Source organism: Janthinobacterium aestuarii (assembly GCF_051380835.1).
Lineage (GTDB): Bacteria > Pseudomonadota > Gammaproteobacteria > Burkholderiales > Burkholderiaceae_D > Janthinobacterium > Janthinobacterium aestuarii.
This window is the reverse complement of the sequence record NZ_JBNYXU010000005.1, coordinates 363,036-376,793: the sequence shown is the minus strand read 5'-3', so window position 1 is coordinate 376,793 and position 13,758 is coordinate 363,036. Positions and strand designations below refer to the sequence as shown.

Here is a 13,758-nt window from a genome sequence, read left to right as displayed (position 1 = left end):
TCGCTTTCAGCTGTTAATTTTCCCGCAACCAGACCAGGCTGGTGGTGCGCTGCGGATTCGGCTCGCGCCACACCAGTGCCTGCGCATCGAGCGCGGCGCGGTCCAGGCGCACGCGGATCACGGTGAGAAAGTACTGACTTTTCACATCGATCTCCACGCCGTCGATCGGTTTCTTGCCGTTGATATTATTCTGGAAATTTGATCTATCGACAAACTTTTTACGCGGATTGCTCAAGGTCAGGGCGCTGGCCTCGGACACGGACATGTCGGTGATGGCCGCCAGCACCTCGGCCGACGCCGTATTCACGTTCACCGCGGTCGGTTTCGGCAGCACAATGATGAAGTCGCGCAGTTTCTCGATCATCTGCGGCGTATAGCCGGGCACGGCCAGCAAATCCTCGACCTGCGTAAACGCCACCGGTTCGCCGCTGCCACCCGTGGCGGGCGTGGCGGCGGGCGTCTTGCCGTCGGTGCCGCTGTCGGCAGTGCGCGGTTTCGGCCGCGCGCGCAGCACGGCATCGGCCGTCGCCTGCGCCAGGGAACTATCGAGCTGCAAGTTGGACAGCAGCCGCTGGTAGGCCTGTACGTTGGGCGGGCTGATGGCGCCCGCGGCAGTGGCCAGGTTGGTGATATTGAAACGCGCCTGCGCGTCGAGCGCGCGGCCCGAGACGGTGGCGTCGAATTTTTCCGTGTCGACCTTTTCGCGGTCCACGTAATCGTCAAGCCGCGCTTCCTCGATGGGCGTGGCCCAGACACCGTCAAGCGCCGTCAGCGTGACATTGTCCTGACGCAACCAGAAGCGGGCGAAGTCGACCATGCCGCGCATGGCCCACTGCGTCTGCAGGCGCAAACGCTGGTTTTCCATCGAGCGCACTTGCACTTGCTGCTGCCAGAACAGGCTGGCAACGACGGTAATCGCCAGCGCCGTCAGCAGCAAGGCCGTGATGACGGCCACGCCGCGCTGGCGCGAGGGACGTGTAAAAGTCCTCATCCCGGCCCCAGCAAAAAGACTTTGGACAGGCCCGCGTCCTGGCCCGGCATCTGCAAGGTCACTTCCAGGCCCGGCACTTGCGTGGAAATGGCGGCGCCCGTCGTCAGCACGTTCCAGGCGCCATTGCTCCAGCCGCGCATGACCATGCTGTCGACGCCGCGCATCAGGGTCACGTCGGCGCTCGAGGTATCGGTATCGTCGCGCGCCGCCTGCCACAGGGTGTCGAGCACGGCCAGGTCGCGCGTGCCGTTCGACTCGCGCCGCGTCAGCACGCCGCCGCGCAGGCGGTAAGTGACCACTTGCAACTGCTGCGGCTCCTGTTCCGACGCGGCCAGGCGCACCAGGGTCAGGCGGTCATTTTCCGCCGACAGGTTGATGCGGCCATTCAGCAGGGTATTGCTCTGGCCGGCGCCGGCCAGGTGGTCGCAATCGCTCTGCATCTGGGCGAACGCCAGCTGCATGCCGCGCGCCTGCTCGAGCTGGCTGGTCAGCACTTCGCGCGAACGCATGATGCTGTCCAGGCCGCGCCAGCCCAGCACGGCGACCATGGCCAGGATGCCGATCGCCACGAGCAGCTCGATCAGGGTGAAACCGCCGGCAGGGACAGTGCGGCGCGCCATCAGTCGTTGAACGCCAATAACACCAGGCGCACGATGCGCCGGGCCGGATATTGCACGTCATACACGTTCACGCGCACTTGCCGGATACGGGGATTCGGCGTGGCCACCACTTCCTCTTCACAGATCAGTTTCAGATCGCCTTGCGGGCAGTCGACCGTGCGCTTGCCCGTCTGCGGGAAGGTTTTTGCCAGGCGCAGGCGCACCAAATGGTTTTCCGCCGACCAGGTGGCCATCATGGCGCTGCGCAAGCCATCACTGTTCTGCGTCAGGCTGCCGACGGCGCGCAGCGAGGCGCCCAGGGCCGTGCCGACGATGACGAGGGCGACCAATACTTCGAGCAAAGTGAAGCCGCGCTGGCGGCGGTGAAATGAGAACCGCATCATTGCTCGACCGTGAAGTGGCCGATGCCGTCGGCGCGGATGGCCACGCTGCGCTCGCCGCTGGCCAGGGTCAGGACAAAAGGCTTGTCGACCGGTTCGCGGCCGAAGATGATGCGCAGCGGCTGGGCCACGCTGCTCGATGGCTGCACGCTGAGCAGCATGGGCGTGTTGGCAAACGCCCGCTCGCGCAGCAAATCGTCCTGCGTCACGGGTTCCCACAGCTTTTCATTGAGAACCAGGAAACGGTATTGATTTTCGTCCGCCTCGAACGCCACTTGCCGGCTGCGCACGATGGCTTCATCGCGCGCCAGCTGCAGCAGCAGGGCGATGCGCTCGGCTTCCTTTTGCAGCGCTTGCTGGCCATTCGGCATGGCGTTCAGCGAGACCAGGCCCAGGGTGACGCCGATGATGACCATCACCACCAGCAGCTCGATCAGCGTGAAGCCGCTGGCGCGTGGCCGGGGCAGTGCGCGACCGGTGCTCATGGCAGGCATGCAATGGAAAACTTACAGTTCCCAGGAACCGATATCGGCGTCGTCGCCGCTACCGCCAGGCTGGCCGTCGGCGCCCAGCGAGATCAGGTCGACTTCGCCTTTCACGCCTGGCGACAGGAACTGGTACGGGTTGCCCCATGGATCCTTCGGCATCTTTTCCAGGTAGCCGCCCGCTTTCCAGCCATTCGCGGCCGGTCCCGTGGTGGGTTTTTCGATCAGCGCCTGCAAGCCCTGCTCGGTGGTCGGGTAGCGCTGGTTATCGAGGCGATACAGTTTCAACGCTTGCATCACGGTGGCGATGTCGACTTTCGCGGCCGCCACTTTCGACTCGCCCGTGCGGGCGATCAGCTTGGGCACCACCAGCGACGCGAGGATGCCCATGATCACCACCACGACCATGATTTCGATCAAAGTGAAGCCGCGCGCGCGGCGCTGGCGTATCGGATGGTTTGCTGCGTTTTGCATAAGAAAGAGAGAAGAAGGTGAGTAATGAGAGCAGAGTATAAAGCGGAAATATGACAAAGCCTGTCATATAGGGAAAAATTTCTGCGGGGGCTGTCAGGCCGGCAAGACCACTTTGCCGCAAACGGCGCAGCCGGGGTCGCGCGCGACGCGCATGCTGCTCCATTCCATGTGCAAGCCGTCCAGCAGCAGCAGCCGTCCGGCCAGCGATTCGCCCGCACCCATGATCAGTTTCAGCGCTTCAGCCGCCTGCATGGCGCCCACCACGCCGACCAGCGGCGCGAACACGCCCATGGTCGAGCACGCCTCGTCCGTAAACTGCTGCTCCTGCGGAAACAGGCAGGAATAGCAGGGCTGGGTGCCCGTGCGCGGGTCGAACACGCTCACTTGTCCGTCGAAACGGATCACGGCGCCCGACACCAGCGGCACCCTGGCCGCCACGCAGGCGCGGTTGACGGCGTGGCGCGTGGCGAAGTTGTCGGTGCAGTCGAGCACCACCGTGGAGGACAAGACCAGTTCGGCCAGGCGCGCGCCGTCGAGGCGCTCCTGCAAGGCCACTATGTCAATCTCGGGATTGATGCCGGTCAATGTTTCGCGCGCCGACAGCACTTTCGGCTGGCCCACGCGGGCCGTCGTGTGGGCGATCTGGCGCTGCAGATTGGTCAGGTCGACCGTGTCGTCATCGACGAGGGTCAGCTTGCCGACACCGCTGGCGGCCAGGTACATGGCCGCAGGCGAGCCTAGCCCCCCCGCGCCGATCACCAGCACATGCGCATCGAGCAAGGCTTGCTGGCCTTCGATGCCGATCTGATCAAGCAGGATGTGGCGCGAGTAGCGCAGCAATTGATTGTCGTTCACGGGGTCAGACCCGCCGGGACTCGGCGTCCCCGTCTGACCCCAGCTTTTGCATTAGCTTACGCATCAAGGCTTCCGCACCGGAATTTTCTTGTCATCGGCCTTGATGTCGGAAGCAATTTCCGGCTTGGCGCCGATCTTCTCAACCTTGGCGTCTATCTTGGCCAGCTGCACCGGCAAGCCCTGGAAATGGTTCAAGGCTTGTTGCAGCTGGAAATCGTCCTTGGCGCCGTATTCGAGCGGCTTGCGCTTTTTCGCCGTGGCGATCAGGCGCTGCTCTTCTTCCAATTGATCTTGCATGCCTTCCATCGTCGGCTTGGCCGCTTCCGGCTTGCCGTCGTTACTGCTCAAATGTTTTTCCAGATCCGCCTCGCGCACGCGCAGGCTGTTCCAGCCGTCGCCTTCGGCCGTTTCATCGACCAGCAAGTCGGGCACGATGCCGCGCGCCTGGATGGCACGGCCTTTCGGCGTGTAATAGCGGGCCGTCGTCAGCTTGACGGCCGTGTCGGCCGTGATCTGGCGCAAGGTTTGCACGGAACCCTTGCCGAACGTCTGCGTGCCGATGACGGTGGCGCGCTGGTAATCCTGCAGGGCGCCCGCGACGATTTCCGAGGCGGACGCGGAACCGGCATTGACCAGCACCACCAGCGGCACGGTTTTCAGCGCGGCCGGCAGCTTGGCCAGCGGATCGGCCTTGGCGCCGGGCGGCGCATAGAATTCGCGGCGGCCGTAAAACACCTGTTTCGACTCGGGCAACTGGCCCTTGGTCGAGACGATCACGGAGTTGCCGGGCAAAAATGCCGTGGCCACGCCGATGGCGCCCGGCACGACACCGCCGGGATCGTTGCGCAAATCCAGCACCAGGCCCTTGAGCTTGGGGTCTTGCGCATACAGCGCGTTGATCTTTTTGACCATGTCGTCGACGGTCGGTTCCTGGAATTGGGCGATGCGCAGCCAGGCATAGCCGGGCGCGACCATCTTGGCCTTCACGCTTTGCACGCGGATTTCCTCGCGCACGATGGGGAAGACCAGCGGCTTGCTTTCGCCCTTGCGCGACATCGTCAGCACCAGCTTGCTGCCAGGCTGGCCGCGCATCTTCTTGATGACCTCTTCCAGCTGCAAGCCCTTCAGCGGAATGTTGTCGAGACGGGTGATCAGGTCGCCAGCCTGGATGCCGGCCTTGGCGGCCGGGCTGTCCTCGATGGGCGAGACGACTTTCACATAACCGTCTTCCATGCTCACTTCGATACCGATGCCGACGAACTTGCCCTGCACGCTTTCGCGCATTTCCTTGAAGGCATTTTTATCGAGGTAGACGGAGTGCGGGTCCAGGGACGAGACCATGCCGGAAATGGCTTCCGTTAAAAGTTTCTTGTCTTCCACCTTCTCGACGTAATCGGACTTGATCAGGCCGAAGACATCGGACAGCTGGCGCAGCTCGTCGAGCGGCAGCGGGGCATTCGTGATCTTCTGCGCCACGGCCGGGAACTGCAGCGACATGCCGATGCCGGCCAGTACGCCCAGACCGATCAGGCCGATACTTTTGACTTTGATACCCATGTATTCTTCGCAATCTACAAATTCGCTGCCGCAGCAATGGTGGGAACTTAAAACTTCACCCAGGTGGCGGGATCGAAGGCGCGGCCCTGATGACGCAATTCAAAGTATAGCCCTGATTCCTCGTTGCCGCCGCTGTTGCCCGCGCTGGCAATGGCGTCGCCGCCCTTGACGGCGTCGCCCACCCGTTTCAGCAAGGATTGGTTATTGCCATAAATACTCATGTACTGGCCGCCGTGGTCGACGATGATCAAATTGCCGAAACCGCGCAGCCAGTCGGAAAACACGACACGGCCGCCGGCGATGGCGTGGACTTCGCTGCCTTCGCCCGTACGGATGAACACGCCCTTCCAGCTGGGGCCGTCACCACGCTTGCTGCCGAAGCGGGCGGCGATCTTGCCCGCCACGGGGGCGCGCAACTGTCCTTTCAGGCTGGCAAAGGCGCCGGCTGGCGCGGCCGGGCCCAGGCTCGGGCGTTCCGGCTCCGGTTCCGGCTTCGGTTCGGGCTTCGGTGTCACCTTGGCCACTTGCGGCGGCTCGTCGTCGTCGATCGGTTCCAGTTTCACGGGCGGCGGAGGCGGCGTTTGCGGCTTGATCTTGCCCGATTTATTTTGTTGCTCTTTAGCAATGCGTTCGCGTTCGGCCTGCGCCTGGGCCGCCTTGGCGCGCGCGGCCAGCAGGCGTTCGCGTTTTTCCGCCGCGATCTTTGCGTCGGCGGCCGCTTTGGCGGCGGCGCGTTGCTCGGCCAGCAATTGCTGGCGTTTCTTTTCAGCCGCGGCGGCGGCGGCCTGCTCTTCGATCAGCTTTGCCAGCTTGTCGACCAGGTTGCCCATGCGCTGTTCGTCGCGCTCGACATTGCCCACTTCCTTGCGCTGCGCCACCAGGCGCTGCGACAAGGTCGTCAGCAAAGCGGCGCGGCGCGCCTTCTCCTGCACCAGCAAGGCCTTCTGGTCGCGCTCTTCCTGCGCGATTTCTTCCAGCTCATCCTTGGCGTTCTGCACGTCCGCCTGGTTTTTCTCCACGGCCAGCAAGTTGGCGCGCAAGGCTTCCAGCAGGCGCGCCTGCGCCTGCGACACATACGCCATCAATTGCAAGTCGCGGTTGATGCGGTTCGGATTGTCGCCAGACAAGAGCAGCTTGATGCGGTCTTCGTTTCCTGCGACATATTGTTCACGCAGCAACTTTGACAGCTGCGTCTTTTGTTTCTCGACGGTGGCCGTCAATTGCTGGTGCTCTTGCCCCAGCGCATTGAGTTTCACGCCCGTCTCGCTTTGTTCCTGCGCCAGGTCGCGCAAGGCGCGGTTGGCGTTGGAAATGGCTTCTTCCGACTCGGCCAGGGTATCGGCCGCGTCATCTTTGGCGCTTTCCGTGCGGCTGATGTCGCGCTTGAGCGCCGTCAGCTTTTGTTGCAATCCAGCACGTTGTGCTTCCGCGGCCGCCTTCTGCTTGCTGCGTTCGGTGGGCTTGGCGCCCTGCGCGGCACCGCTGGAAAGCAGCAGCGCCAGGCACAGCATGGCACCGGCGCGCCACGCCGGCAGGGGTCGTTCAGCAGAGGGGGCGATGGCTGTGCCGCGGAAGAAAGACGACAAGTTACTTGGCCTTCCCTTGGTTGGCCACGGCTGCTTGCGCTGCCGCAATCGCTGCCGGGTCGCCCAGATAGTAGTGACGGATCGGTTTCAGGTCGGCGTCCAGTTCATACACGAGCGGCTGGCCGTTCGGGATGTTCAGGCCGACGATGTCGCTGTCGCTGATGCCATCTAACATCTTGATCAGCGCGCGCAGGCTGTTGCCATGGGCCGAAATGATGATCTTTTTGCCAGCGCGGATGGCCGGGGCGATTTCTTCATCCCAGGCCGGCATCACGCGCGCCACGGTGTCTTTCAGGCATTCGGTCAGCGGAATCGACGCTTTCGGCAAGCCGGCGTAGCGCGGATCGTTGAACGAGGCGCGGTCATCGTCTTCCGCCAGCGGCGGCGGCGGCGTGTCGTAGCTGCGGCGCCACACGAGGACTTGCTCGTCGCCATACTTGGCGGCCGTCTCGCCCTTGTCCAGGCCTTGCAGGGCGCCGTAGTGGCGCTCGTTCAAGCGCCAGTCGTTCTTGATCGGCAAATACATCATGTCCATCTCGTCGAGCGCCAGCCACAGGGTGCGGATGGCGCGCTTCAGGACGGAAGTGTAGGCCACGTCGAACGTAAAACCTTCCTGCTTGAGGATCTGGCCGGCGGCCTTGGCTTCGTTGACGCCCTTTTCCGTCAGATCGACGTCGGTCCAGCCGGTGAAGCGGTTATCGAGGTTCCAGGTGGACTCGCCGTGACGCATGAAAACGATTTTGTACATAGTTCTATCTTCTCAAGGGGTTCAAATCAAAAAAGCAAAACGTAAAAAGACCTCGTCCAGCTTCTATTTTATAATGCGCGGATTGACTTAAACCATTGGACCCTACGTGAAATTCATTATCGACCACATTTTTCTGTTTGCCATCGTCATTATTTCCGGCGGCGCCCTCCTCTGGCCACTGCTGTCGATGCGCGGCAAGCGCGCGACCGTGCTGGAAGTCACGCAACTGATCAACCGTGGCAAGAGCGTCATCGTCGACGTGCGCAGCGCGGAAGAATTCGCCACGGGCCACTTGCCTGACGCAAAAAATATTCCGCTGCCGGAACTGTCAAAACGCCTGGGCGAACTGGAAAAATTCAAAACGCGCCCCATTGTAGTGGTTTGCCAGAAAGGTTCGCGTTCGGCAACCGCCGTCGGCCTGCTGGGCAAAGCTGGTTTCGCTGAGGCAACGAGTCTGGAAGGCGGCCTCGACGAATGGAAAAAGCAAGGTTTGCCATTGAAAACCTTGTCGCTGGCGAAATAAGCCAGCCTTAACTGAAGGAATGATCATGACCGTACCCGTAATTGTGTATAGCACCGCCGTGTGCCCGTATTGCGTACGCGCCGAGCGCCTGTTGGAATCGAAGGGCGTCGCCGTGCAAAAGATCCGCGTCGACCTCGACCCGGAAGAGCGCATCAAGATGATGGAACGCACGGGCCGCCGCACGGTGCCGCAAATCTATGTGGGCGACACCCACGTGGGCGGATTCGACGATTTGTATGCGCTCGATCAAGCTGGCAAGCTCGACCCCTTGTTAAATGGCACGGCAGCCTGATATAAAGCTGGTTCGAGAAATTGCTTGGTTTTTTGTCGTATTGTTTTGATACAATTGCCCTCGCACCTGATCTGGCCGCGCCTATCCGGCGCGGTTTACATACCGCAAGCACCATATTTGAACGGTGTGCCGTTCTTGTCCTTTACAACGAAAGCGTTCCATGTCTGACGAAAACCTGCAACCAGTCTTCCAAATCCAACGCGTCTACCTGAAAGACATGTCGCTGGAACAACCAAATTCCCCAGCTATTTTCCTGGAACAAGAAGCACCAGCGATCGAAGTAGCTCTGGACGTGGGCGCTGCGCCTCTGGCCGACGGCATCTTCGAAGCCACCGTGACCATCACCGTCACCGCCAAAGTCGGCGATAAAGTCGCTTTCCTGGTTGAAGGCAAGCAAGCCGGTATCTTCGAAGCACGCAACATTCCTGCCGATCAACTCGATCCGCTGCTGGGAATCGGCTGCCCGAACATCATCTACCCTTACCTGCGCGCCAACATCGCCGACGTGATCACCCGTGCCGGCTTCCCGCCAGTGCACCTGGCCGAGATCAACTTCGAAGTGTTCTACCAACAACGTCTGCAAGCTATTGCTGACGCCGCTGCAGCAGCACCCGCAGCCAGCGAAACGCACTAAGCTCTTGCAAGACCCCGCCAGCCGTCAAGGCTGGCCTGACACGGCGGCCTGGCCGCCGTGTTTCGTTAAGGTTCAAAATATCATGTTGAAAAGTGCGCTCTTGAGCAAGTTCCGCTGGATGGCCGGCGCCGTGCTGCTGCTGGCGACCGCCGCCAGCCACGCCGTCGATTTCAAGACGGTGGGAGCAGCCCCCGTGATCCTGTATGACGCGCCGTCCGCCAAGGGCGGCAAGCTGTACGTGGCGCCACGCGGCATGCCGCTGGAAGTCGTGCTCAGCTACGGCGAATGGGTCAAGGTACGCGACGCCAGCGGCGAAATGGCCTGGACGGAAGCCAAGGGCCTGTCGGCCAAGCGCAACGTCGTGGCGCGCGCCGCAAACCTCAAGGTTCGCGCCAGCCCCGACGATGCCGCCTCCGCCATCCTCCTCGTCGACAAGGGCGTGCTGCTGGAAATGAGCGAGCAAGCGAGCTCCGGCTGGGTCAAGGTACGCCACAAGGATGGCCTGAGCGGCTACGTCAAGACCAGCGAAGTGTGGGGCTTGTAAGCACCGTGCCCGTTTCCCCTGCCCCGTTGAGGTTGCATGCAAGTTTCTCCTGAAGTCACTCCCGATAGTATTCCCGCCGCCCGCAAGATCACCCTCCTGGGCGCCGGCGCCTGGGGCACGGCCGTGGCCATGGCCCTGGCCGGCCGCCACGACGTGCTGCTGTGGGGCCGCAACGGCGACGCCATGGCCGCCATGGCCGCCAACGGCGAAAACAGTTATTTGCCCGGTTTCCCATTGCCGCCGCAACTGCGCATCAGCGCCGATTTCGACGCCGCCGTCGCGCATGCCAGTGGCGAACACGGCCTGCTGATCGCCGCCTGCCCCGTGGCGGGCTTGCGGCCCATGCTGCATCAGCTGAAAGACAAGGCCATCGGCAACCTCGTATGGCTCTGCAAAGGGTTTGAAGGCGGCACCGGCCTGCTGCCGCACCAGATCGTGCAGGAAGTGCTGGGCGACACTATCCCCGGCGGCGCCCTGTCCGGCCCCTCGTTCGCGCAGGAAGTGGCACGCGGCTTGCCGTGCGCGCTGACCATCGCTTCGCACAGCGCGGCGTTGCGCGGCGCCGTCGTCTCGGCCCTGCATGGCGGCACCATCCGCGTGTATGCGAGCGACGACCTGGTAGGCGTGGAAGTGGGCGGCGCCGTCAAGAACGTGCTGGCCATTGCCACCGGCGTGGCCGACGGCCTGGGCCTGGGCTTGAATGCGCGCGCCGCGCTGATCACGCGTGGCCTGGCGGAAATCACGCGCCTGGGTACGGTCCTAGGTGGCCAGACGGAAACGTTCATGGGCTTGACCGGCATGGGCGATTTGATACTCACTTGCACGGGCGACCTGTCGCGCAACCGCAGAGTCGGCCTGGGCCTGGCGCAAGGCAAGGCGCTGGACACCATCGTGGCCGAACTCGGTCACGTGGCCGAAGGCGTGCCGTGCGCCAAGGCCGTGCGCGAACTGGCGCGCCGCATGGGCGTCGACATGCCGATCACCAATGCGGTGGCCGGCGTGCTGTTCGATGGGGATTTGCCGCACGTGATGGTGCAGCAACTGCTGTCGCGCGACCCGCGCGCCGAAGCGGCCTAAGGTGTCCTGACCCGCCAGGGAAACCTAGCGCCCCGCCTTGGCCATCAAGATCGTCAGCAGCAACAGACTGTCTTCGCGCGCTTCCAGGGCGTGCGCCTGGCCGCCGAGCAGGTACAGCATCTGCCCCGGCCCCAGCACTTGCACGCCGCCATGCGCTTCCACCGCCACCTGCCCTTGCAGGCACAGCAAGGTGATTTCACCAAGCACATGATGCTCGGGCATGGTCTTGCCCTTGGGCATGCACATGCGGATCAATTCCAGCTCATCCGTCTTGGCCAGCGCAATGGCGGAAAACTGCGACAGGTCGCCGCCGTCCCTGCGCAGCACGTCGATCACCTGTCCTGAACTTGCATGCTCCAATGCCATCATGTGCTCCTTCAGCAATTACTCGGTGACTTCCTCCGGCTCTTTCGCGCCGCGCATCCACTCGACCAGCGGCCACGCATCCTTCAAGCCTTCCGCCAGAGTCGGCAGCAGTTTCTCGGGGGCATTGACGGGTAGCGGCACTTCGGTCCAGACGAAAAAGCTCTTCAGCTTGATGAATTCGATATGTTCGGCGTCCGCGTCAAACCCCTTCGGCGGGCGCTGCAGCTTGCCCTCGTTCTGGATGGTGCCGAAACGGGCCTTCAAGCGCTTATTTTTCAGCACTTTGGAAAAGCCTGGCGCATCGTTGACCATGTGCTCGCGCAGCGCCTTCAGGCGGCCCGGTGGCGGCATGTACTCGCCGGCGCCGAACAGCAGGTTCCCCTGGCCGTCGATCTGCAGATAATACGTGGGACCGCCCGCCTTGCTGGGGCGGCGCATGTCGTTCGGCGCGATGGCGGCCGAAAAACGCGTTTTATACGGGCTTTTATCATGGGCAAAGCGCACGTCGCGGTTGATGCGGAACATGGCCTTCTTCGGATTGCAATATTTCACGGCCGGGTCGAACTTGCCCAGCTCGCCGATCAGGCTGGTGACCAGCGCCAGGAATTCCTCGCGCAGGATGTCGTAGCGGGGCTTGTTCATCACAAACCAGGGACGATTGTTGTTGTCGCTCAGTTCACGTAAAAATTGGGTCAAATCACGCACATGCATGTGTCAAATTCCGATCAGCAACTATTTGGAAAGCTCTTTCGGGATGGGGCGCTTGCCCACCATCACGTCGAGTGCCGCTTCGCGATTCTTGCGCAGCACCGTCATTTTAGCTTTTTCGCCGGGCGGCAGTTGGGCGATCAGGTTGAGCATTTCCGTCGTGTCGCCCACGGGCTTGCCTTGCACCGCCAGCAGGATGTCGCCGGGCACGATGCCCGCCTTGTCGGCCGGGCCGTTGCGCACCACGCCGGCGATGATGGCGCCGCTGGTGCGCTGCAAGTTGAAGCTTTGCGCCAGCTCGGGCGTGATGTCCTGCGTTTCCACGCCGATCCAGCCGCGCACCACGTGGCCATCCTTGATGATGGCTTCCATCACCGTCTTGGCCGTCGACACGGGAATGGCGAAGCCGATGCCGACGGAGCCGCCGCTTTGCGAGTAAATCGCCGTATTGATGCCGATCAGATTGCCGCGCGTGTCGACCAGGGCGCCGCCCGAGTTGCCGAAGTTAATCGCCGCATCCGTCTGGATGAAGTTTTCAAAACTGTTGATGTGCAGATTGTTGCGCCCCAGGGCGGAGATGATGCCCATGGTCACCGTCTGGCCCACGCCGAACGGGTTACCGATGGCCAGCACCACGTCGCCCACGCGCGCCAGTTCCGACTGGCCCAGCACGATGACGGGCAGCTTGTCGAGGTCGATCTTGATGACGGCCAGGTCCGTTTCCGGGTCCAGGCCCACCACCTTGGCCGGCGCCTTGCGGCCATCGGTGAGCACCACTTCGATTTCATCGGCGCCTTCGACCACGTGGTTGTTGGTCAGCACATAGCCTTCATGGCTGACGATGACGCCGGAGCCGAGGCTGTTTTTCAAGTCGTCGTCATCCCCGTCGTCCGGGTCGCGGTCGCCGAAGAAACGCTTGAAGAAGGGATCGCGCGCCAGCGGATGGGCGCCGCGCTTGGGTACTTGCAGGGTGAGAATGTTGACGACGGCGGGCATGGCGCGCGCCGCCGCGTCGCGGTAGGAGCCGGGCGCCAGGCTGCTCGACGCCGTTTCCACCACGGGCACCGGTTTCGCGGGAGAACCCAGTTGCTGTACCCGGCTGGCCGGGCGCAGCGCACCGTACACAAAGTACAGCGCCAACGCGATCGTCACGGTTTGCGCAAACAATAACCAGAATCGTCGCATACAGTTCTCTGCCCAAGTCAGCCGGCTCGTGCCGGAACGACTTATTTTGCCAGATCGTTGCTATTCTGTCCGTTCCTCTGCAGCGAGTCGCGGATTTCACGCAGCAGCACGATGTCTTCCGGCGTGGCCGGTGCCGCTGCCGGCGCGACCGGCTCGCTGCGGCGGGCCTTGTTCATCAGACGTACCATCTGGAAGATGATGAAGGCCAGAATGACGAAATTGAGCAGAATGGTCAGGAAGTTACCGTAGGCCAGCACGGCGCCCGCCTTTTTCGCTTCCACCAGGGTCAGGGTGGTGGCTTGGCCATTCAGGGGCAGGTAGTAGTTGGCGAAATCGAGGCCGCCGAAAATGCGGCCGATAGGCGGCATGATCACGTCTTGCACCAGCGAATCGACAATCTTGCCGAAGGCACCACCGATAATGACACCGACCGCCAGATCGACGACGTTACCCTTCATTGCAAATTCTTTAAATTCTTGCATCATTGCCATGAATTTCTCCTTCGGATAGATATAAAAACATGCCGATCATACTATTGATTCCTGGGGACACCAACTTGTGGTTGCCGGCAGGACCAATTCCGGCACAGCCATGCGCATCTAGTTCGAAAGAACTAGCCACCTCCTGCAAAAGTATATAAATTATGGTACAAGCAACGTTTTTGTTTTATTCGTTGTTTGCTTCACTTATAATTTGCGGTTGCCAGAAGTGGCTTTTTCACTTCCGGATAATC

18 protein-coding genes are annotated in these 13,758 nt (G+C 62.1%); 5 read left to right on the top strand and 13 right to left on the bottom strand.

The window, feature by feature from the left end; genetic code table 11:
• Positions 1 to 13 precede the first annotated feature (13 nt).
• The 9 genes from gspK to gpmA all read right to left on the bottom strand — a co-directional run bounded on the left by gspK (position 14) and on the right by gpmA (position 7,696).
• Positions 14 to 991: a type II secretion system minor pseudopilin GspK gene (gene gspK, locus ACQ4WO_RS16200; protein WP_436482321.1), complete on the bottom strand. Its 978-nt coding sequence runs from the start codon at positions 989 to 991 to the stop codon at positions 14 to 16.
• Positions 988 to 1,611, bottom strand: a complete 624-nt coding sequence (locus ACQ4WO_RS16195) for a type II secretion system protein GspJ (RefSeq protein WP_436482320.1) — start codon at positions 1,609 to 1,611, stop codon at positions 988 to 990. The genes gspK and ACQ4WO_RS16195 overlap by 4 nt, the downstream gene beginning before the upstream one ends.
• Complete coding sequence (gene gspI, locus ACQ4WO_RS16190; RefSeq protein ID WP_436482319.1) at positions 1,611 to 1,994, bottom strand: type II secretion system minor pseudopilin GspI; 384 nt, start codon at positions 1,992 to 1,994, stop codon at positions 1,611 to 1,613. Before gspI ends, ACQ4WO_RS16195 begins: the two co-directional genes overlap by 1 nt.
• Positions 1,991 to 2,485: a GspH/FimT family pseudopilin gene (locus ACQ4WO_RS16185; RefSeq protein ID WP_436482318.1), complete on the bottom strand. Its 495-nt coding sequence runs from the start codon at positions 2,483 to 2,485 to the stop codon at positions 1,991 to 1,993. The genes gspI and ACQ4WO_RS16185 overlap by 4 nt, the downstream gene beginning before the upstream one ends.
• Positions 2,486 to 2,497: 12 nt before the next feature.
• Positions 2,498 to 2,950 (bottom strand): type II secretion system major pseudopilin GspG, encoded by a 453-nt coding sequence (gspG, locus tag ACQ4WO_RS16180; protein WP_058051125.1) that lies wholly within the window; start codon positions 2,948 to 2,950, stop codon positions 2,498 to 2,500.
• A gap of 93 nt (positions 2,951 to 3,043) precedes the next feature.
• Positions 3,044 to 3,805 carry a HesA/MoeB/ThiF family protein gene (locus tag ACQ4WO_RS16175; protein ID WP_436482317.1) on the bottom strand — a complete coding sequence of 254 codons (762 nt, stop codon included), beginning with the start codon at positions 3,803 to 3,805 and terminating at the stop codon, positions 3,044 to 3,046.
• Positions 3,806 to 3,868: 63 nt separating this feature from the next.
• The gene (locus ACQ4WO_RS16170) at positions 3,869 to 5,362 is read right to left on the bottom strand and encodes a S41 family peptidase (RefSeq protein ID WP_436482316.1); all 1,494 of its coding nucleotides are present in this window, start codon (positions 5,360 to 5,362) and stop codon (positions 3,869 to 3,871) included.
• Between the two features lie 47 nt (positions 5,363 to 5,409).
• The gene (locus ACQ4WO_RS16165) at positions 5,410 to 6,873 is read right to left on the bottom strand and encodes a murein hydrolase activator EnvC family protein (RefSeq protein WP_128141379.1); all 1,464 of its coding nucleotides are present in this window, start codon (positions 6,871 to 6,873) and stop codon (positions 5,410 to 5,412) included.
• Positions 6,874 to 6,949: 76 nt separating this feature from the next.
• The gene (gene gpmA, locus ACQ4WO_RS16160) at positions 6,950 to 7,696 is read right to left on the bottom strand and encodes a 2,3-diphosphoglycerate-dependent phosphoglycerate mutase (protein ID WP_034753030.1); all 747 of its coding nucleotides are present in this window, start codon (positions 7,694 to 7,696) and stop codon (positions 6,950 to 6,952) included.
• A 106-nt stretch (positions 7,697 to 7,802) separates the two neighbouring features.
• On the opposite strand from gpmA, the gene ACQ4WO_RS16155 reads away from it, so the two are divergent.
• From ACQ4WO_RS16155 to ACQ4WO_RS16135, 5 genes are all read left to right on the top strand, one after another.
• The gene (locus ACQ4WO_RS16155) at positions 7,803 to 8,219 is read left to right on the top strand and encodes a rhodanese-like domain-containing protein (protein ID WP_128141002.1); all 417 of its coding nucleotides are present in this window, start codon (positions 7,803 to 7,805) and stop codon (positions 8,217 to 8,219) included.
• Positions 8,220 to 8,244: 25 nt separating this feature from the next.
• Entirely contained in the window at positions 8,245 to 8,511 is a 267-nt protein-coding gene (gene grxC, locus ACQ4WO_RS16150) for a glutaredoxin 3 (protein WP_034753025.1), read from the top strand.
• 160 nt (positions 8,512 to 8,671) lie between these two features.
• The gene (gene secB / locus ACQ4WO_RS16145) at positions 8,672 to 9,145 is read left to right on the top strand and encodes a protein-export chaperone SecB (RefSeq protein ID WP_010394167.1); all 474 of its coding nucleotides are present in this window, start codon (positions 8,672 to 8,674) and stop codon (positions 9,143 to 9,145) included.
• An 82-nt stretch (positions 9,146 to 9,227) separates the two neighbouring features.
• Entirely contained in the window at positions 9,228 to 9,689 is a 462-nt protein-coding gene (locus tag ACQ4WO_RS16140; protein WP_436482315.1) for an SH3 domain-containing protein, read from the top strand.
• 36 nt (positions 9,690 to 9,725) lie between these two features.
• A complete protein-coding gene (locus ACQ4WO_RS16135) occupies positions 9,726 to 10,766 on the top strand; it encodes an NAD(P)H-dependent glycerol-3-phosphate dehydrogenase (RefSeq protein WP_436482314.1) in 1,041 nt (346 codons plus the stop codon).
• A gap of 24 nt (positions 10,767 to 10,790) precedes the next feature.
• Here the strand turns inward: ACQ4WO_RS16135 and ACQ4WO_RS16130 are convergent, their stop codons facing one another.
• From ACQ4WO_RS16130 to mscL, 4 genes are read right to left on the bottom strand one after another with little or no spacing between them, the layout of a single operon-like run.
• Positions 10,791 to 11,135, bottom strand: coding sequence for a cupin domain-containing protein (locus ACQ4WO_RS16130; protein WP_436482313.1), 345 nt, complete (start codon positions 11,133 to 11,135; stop codon positions 10,791 to 10,793).
• A 15-nt stretch (positions 11,136 to 11,150) separates the two neighbouring features.
• On the bottom strand, positions 11,151 to 11,843 hold the full coding sequence (locus ACQ4WO_RS16125; protein ID WP_034753016.1) for a DUF2461 domain-containing protein: 693 nt from the start codon (positions 11,841 to 11,843) through the stop codon (positions 11,151 to 11,153).
• Between the two features lie 21 nt (positions 11,844 to 11,864).
• Positions 11,865 to 13,025, bottom strand: coding sequence for a Do family serine endopeptidase (locus tag ACQ4WO_RS16120; protein ID WP_436482312.1), 1,161 nt, complete (start codon positions 13,023 to 13,025; stop codon positions 11,865 to 11,867).
• 41 nt (positions 13,026 to 13,066) lie between these two features.
• On the bottom strand, positions 13,067 to 13,516 hold the full coding sequence (gene mscL / locus ACQ4WO_RS16115) for a large conductance mechanosensitive channel protein MscL (RefSeq protein ID WP_436482311.1): 450 nt from the start codon (positions 13,514 to 13,516) through the stop codon (positions 13,067 to 13,069).
• Positions 13,517 to 13,758: the final 242 nt, after the last annotated feature.